The following is a 14,998-nucleotide window of genomic DNA, read 5'->3' on the forward strand; positions in this document are numbered from 1 at the left end:
GTGTCTCCTCCTCCGGGGCCGGGCGTCCGGCCCCGGAGGAGGAGACACCGGGGCCGGACGCGGAACCGGTCCGGCGGAGCGCCCTCATCGCGCCGCCGGGCCGGGGGTTCCCGACCGGCACTCCAGGCGCGGGGAGCATCCGGGCGGGTGGTCGCGGTTCCGGCGGAGCGCTCCCCCGCGGCACGGCTCGCCGCTTCATGGGAGCGCTCCCATGTTTGCTGCCAGACCTTCCTCCCGTCAGCGCCGCCCGTCAAGACCTCCCGCCCGGGTTTTCCGCGGCGCCCGCCGCGCCCCGCGCGCCGCCGCCGGGGGCCGCCGTTGCGGAGGTGAAGGGCGAAGGAGGCGACAGGCCCCCCACCGCGCGGCGCGCTCCTCTAGAGTCGGAGACATGGCTGCAGACGAGGGGAGCGTACGGATCGACATCTGGATCTGGTCCGTCCGGCTCACCAAGACACGTTCGATGGCCGCCGCCGCCTGCCGCGGGGGCCATGTCCGCATCAACGGCGACCGCGTCAAGGCCTCCCACCCGGTTCGCCCCGGCGACGAGGTGCGGCTGCGCCACCTGGGACGCGACCGGATCGTCGTCGTCACGCGCCTGGTGCGCAAGCGGGTCGGCGCCGCCGTCGCGGCGGAGTGCTTCGTCGACAACAGCCCGCCCCCGCCCCCGCGCGAGTACACCGCCCCGGCGGCCCGGCGCGACCGCGGCGCCGGCCGCCCGACCAAGCGGGAGCGGCGCGAGATGGAGCGGCTGCGCGGCCGCTGACCTCCACCGGCGCGCGAATCCGGGCGGTCGTACGCCGGTGACGTACGACCGCCCGGATTCGCGGTGGGGAACCCCCCGGGACCGGCTCTCCGCTCCCGCTCCCGCATCGTCGTCCGGCTTACGGCTTCCGGCCGTTCACCGGACACCGCCGTCCGCGGACCGCGGCGAGGCGGGGACGAGGGCTCGGCCGGACGCGCTGTCAGGTGATGCGAAGTACGCCCCCACCTGTTTTCTTTTGACACCGCGTATGACTAACATCGCTCCGTCCTTCGCCGCTCCCACCAGCGGCGATCCGTCACCGTGAACCACTGCTGGGGAGAGATGGCACTGCGCACCCGTGTGCCGAGACGGCGGGGGCGGTCGGCGAGCGAAACGTTCCGCCTGAGTTCGCTGCGTCCGAACTCGGTCCGTGCGGCCGTGCTCGTCCTGGCCGTCGTGCCCAGCCTCGCCATGGTCGCCCTGTGGGGTGTCAGCACCACCCAGTGGGCACGGGAGTGGGAGGTGCAGAAGGACGAGAAGGCCCTCGCCGCCCGTGCCGGTACTCCGGCCAACGCCGTCTACTTCAACCTCCAGGAGGAGCGGCGGCTCAGCGCCGAGATGCTGGCCGATCCCGAGGGGCCGACCCGCACCGCGCTGCGCGAGCAGCGTGCCCGGACGGACGAGGCCCTGCGCGCCTTCCGTTCGCTGTCCGGCATCGACGCCTCCAACGCACCCGAGGACCTGCGGGAGATCGTCGAGCTGACCCGCTCGGACATGCTCCGCATCGACCGCATCCGCCAGAGCGTGGACAACGGGGTCGCGGGCCAGGCCGACGTCTTCCGCTACTTCACCGAGCTGATCGCCGTCGACCTGCGGCTCTTCGAGGCCCTGAGCCGTTCGCAGAACAGCGAGGTGACGGCCCGCGCCAGGGTCCTGGTCGACCTGTTCTGGGCCAAGGAGATGCTCTCCCGCGAGGACGCCCTGCTCGCCCGCGCCTGGGGCGCCCGCCGGATCACCGACGGCGATCACTCCAACCTGACCGAGTGGATCGGCGCCCAGCAGTTCCTGCTGGAGAGCCGGATCGCGCCCCACCTGCCGCACGAGGACCTCCTGCTCTACCGCCAGATGACCACCAGCAGCAACTGGCTGGGCAAGGCCGAGACGGAGCGGGTGCTGCTGGGCTCGCACTCCCACAACGGGGAGTCCGGCATCCCCCTGCCCGCCTCCGAGGCCGAGTGGCGGAAGTCGGTGGACGCGCTCACCCCGCAGTTCCAGAAGCTGATCACGAACCGGACCTTGGACATCGACCAGGTCGGCGACGAGGCGGTGGCGGCCTTGGAGCGCCGCATGACGATCGTCGGCGCCATCAGCCTGGCAGCGGTCCTCCTGGTCGTCACGCTCAGCCTGCGGATCGCGGGCATACTGCGGCGGCGTATCACATCCCTGCGCCAGGAGGCTCTGGAGCTGGAGGGGAAGCTGCCGGACGTCGTCGAGCGGCTGCGCCGCGGCGAGGTGGTCGACACAGAGACCGAGGTGCCCCGGGTCGGTCACGAGAACGACGAGCTGGGGCGGCTGGGCCAGGCCCTCAACCTCGCGGGCCGCAGCGCCGTCGAGACCGCCGTACGGGAGGTCGAGCAGCACCGCGGCTTCGAGCGCCTGCTCCAGCGCATCGCCCGCCGCACCCAGCTGCTCATCGGTCTCCAGATGAAGAAGCTCGACGAGATGGAGCGCCGCCACGAGGACCCGGAGGTGCTGGAGGGCCTGTTCGACCTCGACCACCTGACGGCCCGTCTGCGCCGTTACGAGGAGAATCTGGTCATCCTCGGCGGCGGCCAGCCGCAGCGGCGCTGGCGCAAGCCGGTGAAGATGCTGGACGTGCTGCGCGCCGCGCTGGGCGAGGTGCAGGACTACCGCCGCATCCAGGTCGAGGTCGAGGGCCGGCCCTGGCTGACCGGCCGCGCCGTGGGCCCGGTGGTGCACGTGCTGGCCGAGCTGATGGAGAACGCCGCCGCGTTCTCCAAGCCGCCCACCCCCGTGGAGGTGCGGGCCGGCATGGTCGGGCGTGGCCTGGCCGTGGAGATCGAGGACCGCGGCTTGGGCATGGAGCCGGACGAGTACGAACGGGTCAACCGGCTCATCGCCGACCCGCCCCGCGCCGACATGCTCTCCCGCGCCGGCGACGTCCGGCTGGGCCTGTACGTGGTCGCGCGGCTCGCCTCCGGGCTGGGCCTGGGGGTCGAGTTCCGTCCGTCGGTGTTCGGCGGCACCCGGGTGATCGTCCACATCCCCGGGGAACTGGTCGCGGACAGGCCCGCCGACGACGCCCCCCGGAGGGCCGGTGCGCGCCGGGAGGCGGACGCCGTATGCGAGAGCGCCGGTGGCCGGGAGAGCGCGCCGTCCGGTGACGGGTCTCCCGCGCCGCTGCCCGTGCGGTCCCGCGGCCGGGCGATGTCCGCGGTCGTCCCCGCTCAGGCGGGCCCGTCGTCCGCCGAAACGGGCCGGACCACCGAGGACGCCGGGAACGCCCAGGAGGCCGGGGACAGCGAGGGCACCGGGAACGCCGGGGCCGCCGGGGACAGCGAGAAGGCGCGGCACGACGGCACCGGTGCGGCCGGCGACGCGGAGAGGGCCTCGGAGCACCCCGACGGCGCGGTGGACAAGCCGCTGCCCAAGCGGGTCCGCCGGGCCAGCCTCGCCCCCGAGCTGCGGAAGCCGGCCGTCCGGAAAGCTCCCGGCCCCGATGGGGACACGCTCGCCCTGCGCCCGGAGCCCGCCCGTTCCGGCGCCGCCATCGGCGCCTTCCAGCGGCAGTCCCGCATCGCCAGGCAGCAGGCCGCCCCCGACGACCCCTCCACGACCGGCGGCAGCACGCCGGGTCGGAGCCGACCCAAGACGGAAGACCGAACATGACACAGCGAACCACCGCCACCAACCAGGACCTGGACTGGCTGCTGGACGGTCTGGTCGAGCAGGTGCCGGGCACCCGGCACGCCGTCGTCCTGTCGGACGACGGGCTGGTGATCAGCCAGTCGGGCACCATCGAACGCACCGCCGCCGAGCGGCTGGCCGCCGTGGCCACCGGCCAGCAGAGCCTGGCCCGCGGTGTCGACGAGCTGTTCGACGGCGGCCCGGTGCAGCAGGTCATCGTGGAGCTGGCCAATCTGTGGCTGTTCGTCACCGCGGCCGGCAAGGGCACGCACCTGGCCGTCGTCGCCTCCCAGGACGTGGACGCGGAGGTGATGGCCGTGGCCATGCACACCCTCGTCCAGCAGGTCGGCCAGAAGCTCGGCACCGAGACCCGGTCCGACGCCCCGGCCCCCGGCAGGGGTGGACGTGGGTGAACCACTGGACGGACAGCCTGGAGTCCGACGACGGGGAAGAGGACTCACTGGTCCGGCCGTACACCATCACCCGCGGCCGCACCGCTCCGCAGCGCGACGACCTCACCCTGATCACGGTGGTGACGACGGCCGGGCCCGAGGAGGGCGGACCCGCCGGGCGGCGGCTGGAGCCGGAGCACCGGGCCATCGTCGAGCAGTGCCGCGAGCCGGCCGCGGTGGCGGAGATCGCCGCTGAGCTGGACCTGCCCGTGTCGGTGACGAAGATCCTGATCGGCGATCTCGTGGAGCTCGGCAGAGTGACGACCCGGCCGCCGCCGGCGGCCGGGAGAAGTGGTGGACCGAACGTGGAAATTCTTCAGGCGGTGAGGGATGGGCTCCAGAGAATCTGACGGTACGACGGGCCCCCTGGCCGTCAAGATCCTCGTCGCCGGAGGCTTCGGGGTGGGCAAGACGACGATGGTGGGGGCGGTCAGCGAGGTGGCCCCCCTGCGAACCGAGGAGTATCTGACCGAGGCCAGCGTCGGGGTGGACGACACCGGCGGTCTCGCGGAGAAGACCACCACCACGGTGGCGCTCGACTTCGGCCGGATCACCGTCAACCCCGAGCTGGTGGTCTACCTCTTCGGCACCCCGGGCCAGGAGCGCTTCTGGTTCATGTGGAACGACCTGGTCAACGGCGCCCTGGGCGCGGTCGTCCTGGTCGACACCCGGCGGCTGGACGTCAGCTTCGCCTCCATCGACTTCTTCGAGAGCCGGGGCATCCCCTTCGTGGTGGGTGTCAACTGCTTCCACGGCCGCCGCGACCGCACCGAGCAGGAGGTGCGCGACGCCCTCGACCTCGACCCGGGCGTCCCGCTGCTGATGGGAGACGTACGGCGGCCCGAGGCCGGCCGCGATCTGCTGGTCGCCCTGATCGACCTGCTGATGGCCCGGTCCGCGCCGGTCCGCGAACCGGCCGGCTGACCGGCGCCGGAGGCCGCTTCTCCCCCGCCCGCGGAGCGTGGAGCGCACCGACCCGGCCCACGGCGGCCCTGCCCGCATCGCGGGCTGACGCCCAGGGGACGCGGCCAACGCCTGACCGCCCGCCCTCGTCCCGGCCGAGCTGCTCACCGGCGGCGCCGACCGGGACGAGGCGGCCCTGGCCGCCCACCGGGAGCGCCGCACGCCGCGGGTGCGCACGGTCGTGGAGAACACCGTGCGGCTGGGGCCCGGCCGATGGGGGTGCGGGACACGGACGTGTCCGGACTGGTCGGCCGGATCATGACGGTGCTCGGCGAGCGCCCTCGGGCAGTGCCCTCGACGGTGCCTGGCGGGCCGTGAACGCTCCGTCGAAGGCTCGTAACGGCCTCTCGACACCCCCAAAATCCGTTTATCGTTCCGGCATGTTCGACTCGCGGCACATCAGGACCTTCCACGAGGTGGTCCGCACCGGTTCGTACTCGGCGGCGGCCCGGTCCCTGGGATACACACAGCCTGCGATCACCCAGCAGATGAAGGCTCTGGAGCGGAGCGTGGGCACTCCGCTGTTCCTGCGGGCCGGCCGGCGGATGCGGCTCACCGAGGCGGGCGAGGCCCTGTCCCGGCACGCCGGCGTGATCCTGGGCAGCATGGAGGCCGCCCAGCGGCAGATGACGGCGCTGACCGGGCTGCGTGCGGGACGGGTACGGGTGTGCGCGTTCCCCAGCGCCGGTGCCACTCTGGTTCCGGAGGCGCTGGCACGGCTGGCGGCCGACCACCCCGGGGTGCGGGTGGAGCTCCAGGAGAGCGAGCCGCCGGAGTCGCTGGACCGCGTGGTGCGCGGCGAGTGCGACATCACCCTGGCCTTCACCTACCCCGGGCTGCGCGAACAGGTGCCCGGCGAACTGGTGGAGATACCGCTGCTGGAGGACCAGCTCACCGTGCTGCTGCCCACCGGGCATCCGATGGCGCGGCGGCGGGCGGTACGGCTGGCGGAGCTGGCGGACGAGCGGTGGATCGCCGGGTGCCTGCGCTGCCGCACCAACTTCCTGCACGAGTGCGCCGAGCTGGGTTTCGCCCCCGACATCGTCTTCACCACCGACGACAATCTGGTGGTGCAGAGCCTGGTCGCCGAAGGGCTGGGCATCGCCATGATGCCGGGACTGGTGCTGTCCTTCCTGGTCCACCGGAAGGTCACCGGGCGCGCCCTGGACCCGGCCGCCCGGCGGCAGGTCTCGGCATACGTGCTCCGCGAGCACCTGCGGATACCGGCCACCGCGCTGGTGCTCCAGGAACTGCAGGCGGTGGCGGCGAACCGCACCGGCTGCTGAGGACGGCCGCCGAGCGGCCCGTCCTCTCCCCGTTTCCCACGGTCTTCCATAAGCGGAGTTTTGAGAACGGCGAAGAAACCCTCGCTGGACGTGATGGGCGATCGGCGCGACGCTGCGGACATGGCCGCTTCGCTCTCCTCCACCGCACACACCGCCGCCCGCCCGGCCGCCCGCGCCGCCGGCCCGCGGACGACCGACCGCCTCGCCGCCCTCGTCGCGGACATCCGCGCGGCCGTGGGGCGGGGCCTGCCGCCGGACCCGACCGCGCACCTGGTCGGCGAGAAGCTGGCGCCCCATCTGGGCGCCCCGGGCCTGCTCACCCCCGAGCAGCGCGAGGGCGACCCCGAGCGCTACCGCCAGCACCTGCTGCACGCCGAGGCCGACGGCGGTTTCTCGGTCGTGGCCCTCGTCTGGCTGCCGGGCCAGCACACCTCCGTGCACGACCACGTCTCCTGGTGCGTCACCGGAGTCCACGCGGGCGAGGAGCGCGAGCGCCGCTACCGGCTGCTGCCCGCCGACTCCCCCGGCGGCCGGGCACGGCTGGTCGCCACCGAGGACGTGGTCAACCCGCAGGGCTCGGTGTGCGGATTCGCGCCCCCCGGCGACATCCACCGGGTCTGGAACGGCGGCTCGGACAGAGCCGTGTCCATCCATGTCTACGGAGCCGACATCTCCCGGCTGGGCAGCAGCGTCCGCCGGGTCTACGACCTCCCCGCCGACCGCTGATGGCGCTGCTCGGGCAGCGTCCGCGACGGCACACCGGCAAGCACGGCGAAGGCGAACGCAACCCGGCCCGTCCGGCCGGGCCGGGCCCCCGGAGCCGGGACGCGCCGGGCCCGCTGCCCGGTCTCGCCCTCGCAGCGGGCGGCACGGCGCTGGCCTGGGCCGTGCACCGGCTGCTGCCGGGGGTGCCGATGCTGACCGCGGCGGTCGTGCTGGGCGTCGCAGCCGCCCACCTCCCCGGAGTGGGCCGGTTCGCGTCCGGCACCGGCCGGCCCGGGCTCTCCCTGGCCGGAAAGCGGCTGATGCGCGCCGGTGTGGTGCTGCTGGGCCTGGAGCTGAGCCTGGGCGACGTACTGGGGCTGGGCTGGGCTACCGTCGGCATGGTGCTGGCGGTGGTGGCCTCGACCTTCTTCGGCACCCTGTGGCTGGGCCGCCGGCTCGGGCTGCGCGGGGACCAGCCGCTGCTGGTCGCCACCGGCTACTCGATCTGCGGGGCCTCCGCGATCGGCGCGGTCGGCGAGGCGCGCGGCAGCGACGAGCGGGACACGGCCGCCTCCGTGACCCTGGTGACCCTGTGCGGCACGCTGGCCATCGTCGTCCTGCCGCTGCTGCACCATCCCCTCGGCCTGGACAGTGCCCAGTTCGGGCGCTGGGTCGGCGCCGGTGTGCACGACGTGGGCCAGGTGGTGGCGGCCGCCCAGACCGCGGGCGAGGCGGCGCTGGGCGAGGCGGTGCTGGTGAAGCTGATTCGGGTACTGCTGCTGGCTCCGCTGGTCGCGGCGGTTGCCGTCTCGGCGGTACGGCGCGGCCGGGGCGGCCGGGACTCCGGTGACGGGGAGCCGGGCGACAGACGGCCGCCGCTGGTTCCGCTGTTCGTGGCCGGGTTCCTGGCGGCGGTGGCCGTACGCACCACCGGAACCGTCCCGGCCGGCGCGCTGGAGGCCGCCGCGACCGTCCGGGAGTTCGTCCTCGCCGCCGCGCTCGTCGGCCTGGGCAGCGCCGTCCATCTGCCCGCCCTGGCGCGGACCGGCATGCGGCTGGCCGTACTCGGGGCCTGCTCGTGGGTGGTCATCGCCGGGGTCTCCTACGCGGGCGTACTGCTCACCGCCTGACGCCCGCGGGCGGCCGTCCGCCTTCCCCGGCACCCATGAAGGGAAAGCCGCCGGGGAAGGCGGGCCGTAACGGACATCCCGACAAGGAGAGCACGAGATGGCCAGCATCGAACCGAACCCCGTGAACCCGGTCAGCGACGCCTGGAACACGGTGGCCGGCTACTCCTCCTACGAGGAGGCCCAGACCGCCGTGGACCGCCTCTCCGACGAGAAGTTCCCCGTGGAGCACATCGACATCGTCGGCTCCGGCCTGCGCCTGGTCGAGCACGTCACCGGGCGGATGACCAAGGGCCGGGCGGCCGCCATGGGGGCCGCCAGCGGCGCCTGGTTCGGCCTCTTCATCGGTCTGCTGGTGGGGCTGTTCACCACCGGCGGGGCCTGGCTCGGGCTGATCCTCGGCGGCATCCTCATCGGTGCGCTGTGGGGGGCGGTCTTCGGGTTCGTCGGCCACTCCGCGACCGGTGGGAAGCGCGACTTCTCCTCCACCCGGTCCCTGGCCGCCGCCCGCTACGACGTCATCGTGCGCGGCGGGCACGCCGACCGGGCGCGGGGCATCCTCCAGCGCGAGGGGCTGTCCGGCACGGCGTGACCGCGGCGCGGTAGCGGTGCGGCAGCGCCCGCTCCGCCGCCGTCCACGCCGTGATCGTGGCCAGGCAGGGCCCGGCGGCCGGCGGGACGAACGCGGCGGTCGCCGGGGTGCCGAAGGAGAGCAGTGGCAGGAGCCCCGCCGGGCCCGGCGCTCCGGGCAGCTCCACCCGGTGCGCCGCCGCGCGCCCGCCGGTACGTCCAGGCCGCCACCGCGGCGATCACCGCGAACAGGCCGAGGCGCACCAGCCCCTGCGGGCCGGACACCCCGCGGGCAGCCCGCCGCCGCGGGCGGGCCGGAGGCCCGTCGGAAGCCTCAGCAGCGCCGTCAGCGCCGGGGGGACCAGGAGGGCTCCCTGCCGCTGAGGCCGACGGCGCGGTCCAGCAGCGGGGAGCCGTCGGGGACCTCGACGACGGGGCCGAACATGCCCGCCCTCTCCGCCTCGTCCGTCGACTGCGACAGCAGGTCGACCGACACCCGCAGGCTCGTCTCGTCGCAGTCGTACTCCTGGCCGGTGGCGCGGGCGATGTCCCAGCCGTGGATGAGAAGCTCGTTCAGGGCGACACGGCCCGCCACCTCGGCCGGCAGTGTGACGCCACCCGCCTGGGTGGTCCCCTCCCACGCCGCGGGTTCCCGCCATGCCGCGACGAGTCCGTCCAGGGCTCGGGGGACGGTGTCGCGCCAGTCGGCGGGCAGCAGCGCGGCGGAGGGCCGGGAGGCGGAGGGATCGGTCCGTGTCGCGGGCCCCGGGTCCTTGCGGGCGGCGTCCCGGAAGGCGATGCTCAGGCCGAGCACATGGTGGATCAGGTCGCCGACGGTGCTCTCCTCGCACGGGGTCGGCGCGGAAAGCCGCTCGTCGGCGACGCTCTCCAGCACCAGGGCCATTCGCCGTGCCGGGGGTTCCAGATCGGGCATCGCGGTCATCTCGCGTTCCTTCCTGCCGCGGGTGTGCCGGTTCGCGCGGCACCGTACGGGCGCACACGCGTGGAGACCGGCGCGGCGCGGGGAACTCGTCGCCGCCGCGGCGGGTGGCGCAGGTCTCCCCTGCTCGGGGCATGACCGCCGTCGCCACGGGTGGCCGCCCGCCAGTCCGCAACCGTACCGCGATCCCGGGCGCGGCGGCGGGCGCGCGACCGGTACGTGAAACGATCTGGAGCGCGGCGAACGGCCGCACCACGGGTCGCTCACGGCACCCGTGACACGACAGAGAGGATCCGCACCATGGCGACCACCGCGACCCGGACCGAGCACCCGCCGATCTACGAGGGCCTGCTGGAGGAGCTCGGGGACATCCCCACCGAGACGCGCGAGGCGGCCGAGCGAATACTGCGCGAGACCCGTGAGGTCCTGGACTGGAGAGAGCTGGGCGAGGCGCACCGCCGACCCGAATGACCCGGGGCCGCCCGGTCCGCGCCTGATCGAGGGCGGGGCGCCGGGCGGTGCCGTCAGGCAGTGGCCGGGAGTGGCACCAGGGAGAACTCCCGGCCGTCACGCCCGACCACGCGCACCGGGTTCGGGGGCAGCGCGTCGAAGACGGCCGCCGCCACGGTCTCCGGCGCGTCCTCGGCGGTGATCGGCGGCCCGAGGGCCGCGCGGATCGCCTTCCGGGACGTGGGCGAGGGGCACTTGCGCCCGGCGAGCGCGGCGCACTCGTCGATCTGCTCGTCACTCAGGTCCGGCCCGTATCCCCCGCGGCGCGCCTCGGCGGCCACCACCGTGGCCAGTGCCGCGCGGTTGTGGTCGCGGCAGACGTCCCCGGGTGTCCCCGCGGGGTGGAAGTGACGGGCGGTTCCGATCGAGATCGAGGACAACGCGGCCTCCGCGCGGAGCTGGAGTCCTTGCAGGGGTGGAAGAGGAGGGGCGGGCCGGCCCCCTCCGGGCGGCCGGGGCGTCTTCCACGGTACGGCCGCGCCCCGGCGGCTCCCGGTCCCGAGGCACCTCCCGGAAGGAAAGGCCCCCGCGTGCGGGGAAGGCCCCGGCCGAGACGGGGGAGAACTGGACCGGAGCGGGTTGAGAGGCGTGCGCCCGGATGGCGGCGCCCGGGGGAAGAGGCGCGTTCGCGTCCACCGGCACCCACGTCCGACTCAACCGTAAACCACTCTGGGGCGCTGCCGTACACCGGGCCCCGTTCCCGCACCTCCGCGCACTTTCCCCCGGCGTTCCCGGGTGACCGGACGACGGCTGGGTAGCGGAACACCATGAGGACAAACCGCCCCATCTCTCGCATACTCCGGGGGCGGCGGGCGACTCTGCTCTGGGCCGTCCTGCTCGCCCTCGCCACCGCCCTCCTCACCCCCGCGGGCGGCGCCCGGGCGGCCACCGGCCTCGACGAGGTCGCCGCCGCGCTGCGGGACGATCCCGTCTACGTCGATCCGGCCGCGTCGGACAAGCTCTCCGAGTCCGGGGCCGACCGGCTCGCCGAGCAGATCCGGGCCGGTGACGTCCCCGTCTACATCGCCGTCCTGCCCGCCGACTCCTCCTACGGAGGCGACGCCGTCTTCGACCGGCTGCGCTCGGAGGTGGGACGCCCCGGCGTGTACGCCGTCGCGCTGGGCTCGCAGTTCGGCGCGGCCTCGGACGCCGGCGTGCTGGCCGGTTCGACGGCCGGTGAGCTGGCCCAGCGCAACCTGCGGGAGCACTCCGGTGAACCGGACCGGATCCTCAGCGGCTTCGTCACCGACGTGCAGTCGGCCGCGCGCACCGACGGCGGCACCGGCGGTTACGGCGACCGGGACACCACCGGCGGCACCGGCGGCACCGGCGTCCTGGTGGGCTTCCTGGCCGTGCTGGCGGTTCTCGCGGCCGGCGGCCTGTTCGTGACACGGCGCTCGCGCAAGCGGCGGCAGGAGGAGGAGCGGGCCGAACTGGAGCAGGTGCGGGCGGCGGTCCAGGAGGACATCACCTCCTACGGCGAGGCCCTGGACCGGCTGGACTTCTCCCCCTCCGCCCCCGGTGTCACCCCGGAGATGCTCGACGACTACCGGCGGGCCCTGGACGCGTACGAGAAGGCCAAGGACGCCTCCGGCGCGGCCCGCCGCCCCGGCGACGTGCGGGCGGTCTCCGAGGCGCTGGAGGACGGCCGGTTCGCCCTGGCGGTGCTGGGCGCCCGGCGGGAGGGGCGGGAGCCGCCCCAGCGGCGGCCGCCGTGCTTCTTCGACCCCCGGCACGGGCCGTCGGCGCGCGATGTGGAGTGGGCGCCCCCGGGCGGCTCGCCCCGCGAGGTGCCGGTCTGCGCGGCCGACGCGGCCCGGATCGACGACGGCCTGGACCCGGCGGTGCGGACCGTGCCGACGGCGACCGGTGAGCGGGTGCCCTACTGGGACGCGGGGCCGGCCTACGGTCCGTGGATGGGCGGCTACTACGGCGGCTACGGCTCGATGCTGCTGCCGGGCCTGCTCTTCGGAACCGTCCTGGGCAGCAGCATGGGCGGCTGGGGCTACGGCTACGGGCCCGGCTGGGGGTACGGCGGCGAGGACGGCGGAGGTGACTTCGGCGGCGGCTTCGGGGGCGGAGGCGACTTCGGCGGCGGCTTCGGCGGTGGCTTCGGGGGTGGGGGCGACTTCTGAGGGCCCGCTCCTCCTGCGGGCTCCTGCGGCCCGGCACCGCCGCCGGCCGGGCACGGCGGGCCGCTGACGCGCGGCGGCGTCAGCGGCCCGGCGGTGCCCGCCGCCGGGGCCGTCGGTCAGCGCGGCCGGGCGTCCAGCCAGACGGCGGTGTCCGGCGGCAGCGTCCGCCCGTCGCACGCGCCGCTGGCCAGCAGCGGCGCGGCCGCGGACGGCGGCAGGGACAGCGGGGTACCGGAGAGGTTGACCCGGCACTCCAGGGCCCCCTTGCGGAAGGCCAGCTCGCCGTCCCGGGCGGGCAGCCAGGTGAAGCTCTCGTCCCCGGTGAAGGAGCGCCGGGTCTTCAGAGCCGTCCGGTACAGCTCCAGGAAGGAGTCCGGCCGACCGGTCTGGGCCTCGACCGAGTACTCGCCCCAGCCGTCGGGCTGCGGCAGCCAGCTCCCGCCCGGACCGAACCCGCGGGAGGGGCCCGAGCGCTCCCAGGGCAGCGGTACGCGGCAGCCGTCGCGGCCCTTGCGGGCGTTCCCGGTCCGCTCCCACATCGGGTCGCACAGCGCCTCGCGCGGCAGGTCGGCCACCTCTACCAGGCCCAGTTCCTCGCCCTGGTAGAGGTACGCGGTACCGGGCAGCGCCAGGGTGAGCAGAGCGGCGGCGCGGGCCCGGCGGCGGCCCGTCTCCTCGTCGGCGGCCGGCTCGCGGCCGTCCGACATCAGCCAGGCGACGGTGTCGGTGCCGGCGGGCAGGGCCTGGCGGCTGAGGTGGCGCACCACGTCGTGGTTGGACAGCACCCAGGTGGGCAGCGAGCCGACCGAGCGGGCGCCCTCCAGCGAGGAGTCGATGACCTCGCGGTAGGCGTCGGCGTCCCAGGGGCAGCGCAGATAGGGGAAGTTGAACGCCTGGTGGAGTTCGTCGGGCCGGGTGTACAGCGGCAGCCGCGCCTGGCCGACGCCCGCCTCGGCGACGGCGATCCGGGGCGGGGTGTACTCGTCGAGGATCTTCCGCCAGGCCCGGTGGATGTCGTGGACCTCGTCGCGGTCCCAGAAGGGGTGGTCGTGCCCTTCTGGCGGCGCGTTGAGAGGGGCGGAGTCCGATCCGTTGGTGTCGCGCAGCGGCAGGGCGAGGTCCTTGCACATGCCGTGCGCCACGTCGATGCGGAAACCGTCGACGCCCAGTTCCAGCCAGAACCGCAGGATGTTCTCGAACTCGGCTGCGACCTCGGGGTTCTCCCAGTTCAGGTCGGGCTGCTCGGCGGCGAAGATGTGCATGTACCACTGGCCGTCCGGCACCCGGGTCCACACCCCGCCACCGAACTTGGACTGCCAGTCCGAGGGCGGCTCGCCGCCGTCCGGGCCGCGGCCGTCCATGAAGACGAAGCGGTCGCGGGCGGGTGAGCCGGGCGGGGAGGCCAGCGCCTCGGCGAACCAGGGGTGCTCGCTGGAGCAGTGGTTGGGGACGATGTCGACGATGACCTTCAGCCCCAGGGCGTGGGCCCTCTCCAGAAGCTCGCGGAAGTCGTCCAGAGTGCCGTGGCGGGGGTCGACGTCGCGGTGGTCGCTGACGTCGTAGCCGCCGTCGGCCCAGGGAGAGCGGTAGAAGGGGGTGAGCCACACCGCGTCCGCGCCCAGCTCGGCGACGTGGCCGAGCCGGTCGGTGACCCCCTTCAGGTCGCCCATGCCGTCCCCGTCGGCGTCGGCGAAGCTGGGCACGTATATCTGGTAGACGACGGACTCCCGCCACCAGTCGGCGTCGTCGCCTCGGGACGTGCTCTGTGTCACGGCTGCCTCTCGGATCCGGCGTGCAGGACAAGCCGAATTATTGGGCCGTAACTTGGCTCACGGTCAAGAAATGCCCGCGATACGAGCGCGTGACATATGCCATGTCCGGTGATGTCCGGACTCACCGCTCAGGTTCGCCCGCCGCCGTCACGCGGTTCGCCCCGGAGGGTCCGGGTAGCCGTCCTCACACCGTCCGTGCCCACCCCACAGCGCCGGGTCGCATGAGGAGAGACATGTCCGCAGCACAGCAGACCGATGGCCTGGTGAACTGGGCCACCGGCCTGATGGAAACCCTCGGCGCCCCCGGGGCGGGTCTGGCCATCGCCCTGGAGAACCTCTTCCCCCCACTGCCGAGCGAGGTGATCCTGCCGCTGGCCGGGTTCACCGCCAGCCGCGGCGACATCAGCCTGTTCGCCGCCCTGCTGTGGACCACGCTCGGCTCGGTGGCCGGGGCGTTCCTGCTGTACTGGGCGGGCGCGCTCCTGGGCCGGGAGCGCGCCCTGGCCGTCACACGGAGGATCCCGCTGCTGAAGCCGTCGGACATCGAGCGGACCGAGGCGTGGTTCGCCAGGCACGGCACCAAGGCGGTCTTCTTCGGGCGGATGGTCCCGGTCTTCCGCAGCCTGATCTCGGTGCCCGCCGGCGTCGAACGCATGCCCGCGGCGACGTTCCTGACGCTGACCACGCTCGGCAGCCTGCTGTGGAACACCCTCTTCGTGCTGACCGGGTACGCGCTCGGGGAGAACTGGCACGCCGTGTCGGGCTATGTCTCGATGTACTCCAGGGCCGTGGTGGCCGTCATCGCCGTGGTCGTCGTGGGTTTCGTCGCCGTCCGCGCGGTCAGGTACCGCCGCGGCGACGGGTAGGG

General features: G+C 74.3%; 15 protein-coding genes. 12 read left to right on the forward strand and 3 right to left on the reverse strand.

The window, feature by feature from the left end; genetic code table 11:
• Positions 1-388: 388 nt before the first annotated feature.
• The 9 genes from ACGRHY_RS01070 (at position 389) to ACGRHY_RS01110 (ending at position 8,795) form a co-directional block, all read left to right on the forward strand.
• Positions 389-763 carry an RNA-binding S4 domain-containing protein gene (locus tag ACGRHY_RS01070; protein WP_394633495.1) on the forward strand — a complete coding sequence of 125 codons (375 nt, stop codon included), beginning with the start codon at positions 389-391 and terminating at the stop codon, positions 761-763.
• Positions 764-1,084: 321 nt separating this feature from the next.
• Complete coding sequence (locus ACGRHY_RS01075; RefSeq protein WP_394633496.1) at positions 1,085-3,652, forward strand: sensor histidine kinase; 2,568 nt, start codon at positions 1,085-1,087, stop codon at positions 3,650-3,652.
• The gene (locus ACGRHY_RS01080; protein WP_394633497.1) at positions 3,649-4,083 is read left to right on the forward strand and encodes a roadblock/LC7 domain-containing protein; all 435 of its coding nucleotides are present in this window, start codon (positions 3,649-3,651) and stop codon (positions 4,081-4,083) included. Before ACGRHY_RS01075 ends, ACGRHY_RS01080 begins: the two co-directional genes overlap by 4 nt.
• Positions 4,080-4,472, forward strand: coding sequence for a DUF742 domain-containing protein (locus ACGRHY_RS01085; protein ID WP_394633498.1), 393 nt, complete (start codon positions 4,080-4,082; stop codon positions 4,470-4,472). Before ACGRHY_RS01080 ends, ACGRHY_RS01085 begins: the two co-directional genes overlap by 4 nt.
• A complete protein-coding gene (locus tag ACGRHY_RS01090; protein WP_394633499.1) occupies positions 4,453-5,046 on the forward strand; it encodes a GTP-binding protein in 594 nt (197 codons plus the stop codon). The genes ACGRHY_RS01085 and ACGRHY_RS01090 overlap by 20 nt, the downstream gene beginning before the upstream one ends.
• A gap of 419 nt (positions 5,047-5,465) precedes the next feature.
• Positions 5,466-6,371, forward strand: coding sequence for a LysR family transcriptional regulator (locus ACGRHY_RS01095; protein WP_394633500.1), 906 nt, complete (start codon positions 5,466-5,468; stop codon positions 6,369-6,371).
• Positions 6,372-6,491: 120 nt separating this feature from the next.
• Positions 6,492-7,097 carry a cysteine dioxygenase family protein gene (locus tag ACGRHY_RS01100; protein WP_394633501.1) on the forward strand — a complete coding sequence of 202 codons (606 nt, stop codon included), beginning with the start codon at positions 6,492-6,494 and terminating at the stop codon, positions 7,095-7,097.
• Positions 7,097-8,206 (forward strand): YeiH family protein, encoded by a 1,110-nt coding sequence (locus ACGRHY_RS01105; protein WP_394633502.1) that lies wholly within the window; start codon positions 7,097-7,099, stop codon positions 8,204-8,206. The genes ACGRHY_RS01100 and ACGRHY_RS01105 overlap by 1 nt, the downstream gene beginning before the upstream one ends.
• Before the next feature lie 97 nt (positions 8,207-8,303).
• Positions 8,304-8,795 carry a YflT domain-containing protein gene (locus ACGRHY_RS01110; protein WP_394633503.1) on the forward strand — a complete coding sequence of 164 codons (492 nt, stop codon included), beginning with the start codon at positions 8,304-8,306 and terminating at the stop codon, positions 8,793-8,795.
• Positions 8,796-9,119: 324 nt separating this feature from the next.
• Here ACGRHY_RS01110 and ACGRHY_RS01115 read toward each other — a convergent pair whose 3' ends face one another.
• The gene (locus tag ACGRHY_RS01115; RefSeq protein ID WP_394633504.1) at positions 9,120-9,716 is read right to left on the reverse strand and encodes a TIGR03086 family metal-binding protein; all 597 of its coding nucleotides are present in this window, start codon (positions 9,714-9,716) and stop codon (positions 9,120-9,122) included.
• A 297-nt stretch (positions 9,717-10,013) separates the two neighbouring features.
• Here ACGRHY_RS01115 and ACGRHY_RS01120 point away from each other — a divergent pair, with 297 nt between their 5' ends.
• Positions 10,014-10,184 carry a hypothetical protein gene (locus ACGRHY_RS01120; protein WP_394633505.1) on the forward strand — a complete coding sequence of 57 codons (171 nt, stop codon included), beginning with the start codon at positions 10,014-10,016 and terminating at the stop codon, positions 10,182-10,184.
• A gap of 53 nt (positions 10,185-10,237) precedes the next feature.
• Here the strand turns inward: ACGRHY_RS01120 and ACGRHY_RS01125 are convergent, their stop codons facing one another.
• Positions 10,238-10,603: a hypothetical protein gene (locus tag ACGRHY_RS01125; protein WP_394633506.1), complete on the reverse strand. Its 366-nt coding sequence runs from the start codon at positions 10,601-10,603 to the stop codon at positions 10,238-10,240.
• Positions 10,604-10,990: 387 nt separating this feature from the next.
• On the opposite strand from ACGRHY_RS01125, the gene ACGRHY_RS01130 reads away from it, so the two are divergent.
• On the forward strand, positions 10,991-12,358 hold the full coding sequence (locus tag ACGRHY_RS01130; protein WP_394633507.1) for a hypothetical protein: 1,368 nt from the start codon (positions 10,991-10,993) through the stop codon (positions 12,356-12,358).
• A gap of 116 nt (positions 12,359-12,474) precedes the next feature.
• On the opposite strand, the gene ACGRHY_RS01135 is transcribed toward ACGRHY_RS01130, so the two are convergent.
• Complete coding sequence (locus ACGRHY_RS01135) at positions 12,475-14,130, reverse strand: glycoside hydrolase family 13 protein (protein WP_394633508.1); 1,656 nt, start codon at positions 14,128-14,130, stop codon at positions 12,475-12,477.
• A gap of 233 nt (positions 14,131-14,363) precedes the next feature.
• Between ACGRHY_RS01135 and ACGRHY_RS01140 the strand changes: the two genes are divergently transcribed.
• Positions 14,364-14,996 carry a DedA family protein gene (locus ACGRHY_RS01140; RefSeq protein ID WP_394633509.1) on the forward strand — a complete coding sequence of 211 codons (633 nt, stop codon included), beginning with the start codon at positions 14,364-14,366 and terminating at the stop codon, positions 14,994-14,996.
• Positions 14,997-14,998 lie beyond the last annotated feature (2 nt).

It is taken from the genome of Streptomyces shinuiensis (genome assembly GCF_043660855.1).
Taxonomy (GTDB): Bacteria; Actinomycetota; Actinomycetes; order Streptomycetales; family Streptomycetaceae; genus Streptomyces.

What these genes read in the sequence shown, in the direction of transcription:
- ACGRHY_RS01090 (WP_394633499.1), top strand. Translation starts at nt 4,453, where the DNA reads ATGGGCTCCAGAGAATCTGACGGTACGACGGGCCCCCTGGCCGTCAAG.
- ACGRHY_RS01105 (WP_394633502.1), top strand. Translation starts at nt 7,097, where the DNA reads ATGGCGCTGCTCGGGCAGCGTCCGCGACGGCACACCGGCAAGCACGGC.
- ACGRHY_RS01095 (WP_394633500.1), top strand. Translation starts at nt 5,466, where the DNA reads ATGTTCGACTCGCGGCACATCAGGACCTTCCACGAGGTGGTCCGCACC.
- ACGRHY_RS01110 (WP_394633503.1), top strand. Translation starts at nt 8,304, where the DNA reads ATGGCCAGCATCGAACCGAACCCCGTGAACCCGGTCAGCGACGCCTGG.
- ACGRHY_RS01120 (WP_394633505.1), top strand. Translation starts at nt 10,014, where the DNA reads ATGGCGACCACCGCGACCCGGACCGAGCACCCGCCGATCTACGAGGGC.
- ACGRHY_RS01100 (WP_394633501.1), top strand. Translation starts at nt 6,492, where the DNA reads ATGGCCGCTTCGCTCTCCTCCACCGCACACACCGCCGCCCGCCCGGCC.
- ACGRHY_RS01115 (WP_394633504.1), bottom strand. Translation starts at nt 9,716, where the DNA reads ATGACCGCGATGCCCGATCTGGAACCCCCGGCACGGCGAATGGCCCTG.
- ACGRHY_RS01140 (WP_394633509.1), top strand. Translation starts at nt 14,364, where the DNA reads ATGTCCGCAGCACAGCAGACCGATGGCCTGGTGAACTGGGCCACCGGC.
- ACGRHY_RS01080 (WP_394633497.1), top strand. Translation starts at nt 3,649, where the DNA reads ATGACACAGCGAACCACCGCCACCAACCAGGACCTGGACTGGCTGCTG.
- ACGRHY_RS01070 (WP_394633495.1), top strand. Translation starts at nt 389, where the DNA reads ATGGCTGCAGACGAGGGGAGCGTACGGATCGACATCTGGATCTGGTCC.
- ACGRHY_RS01130 (WP_394633507.1), top strand. Translation starts at nt 10,991, where the DNA reads ATGAGGACAAACCGCCCCATCTCTCGCATACTCCGGGGGCGGCGGGCG.
- ACGRHY_RS01075 (WP_394633496.1), top strand. Translation starts at nt 1,085, where the DNA reads ATGGCACTGCGCACCCGTGTGCCGAGACGGCGGGGGCGGTCGGCGAGC.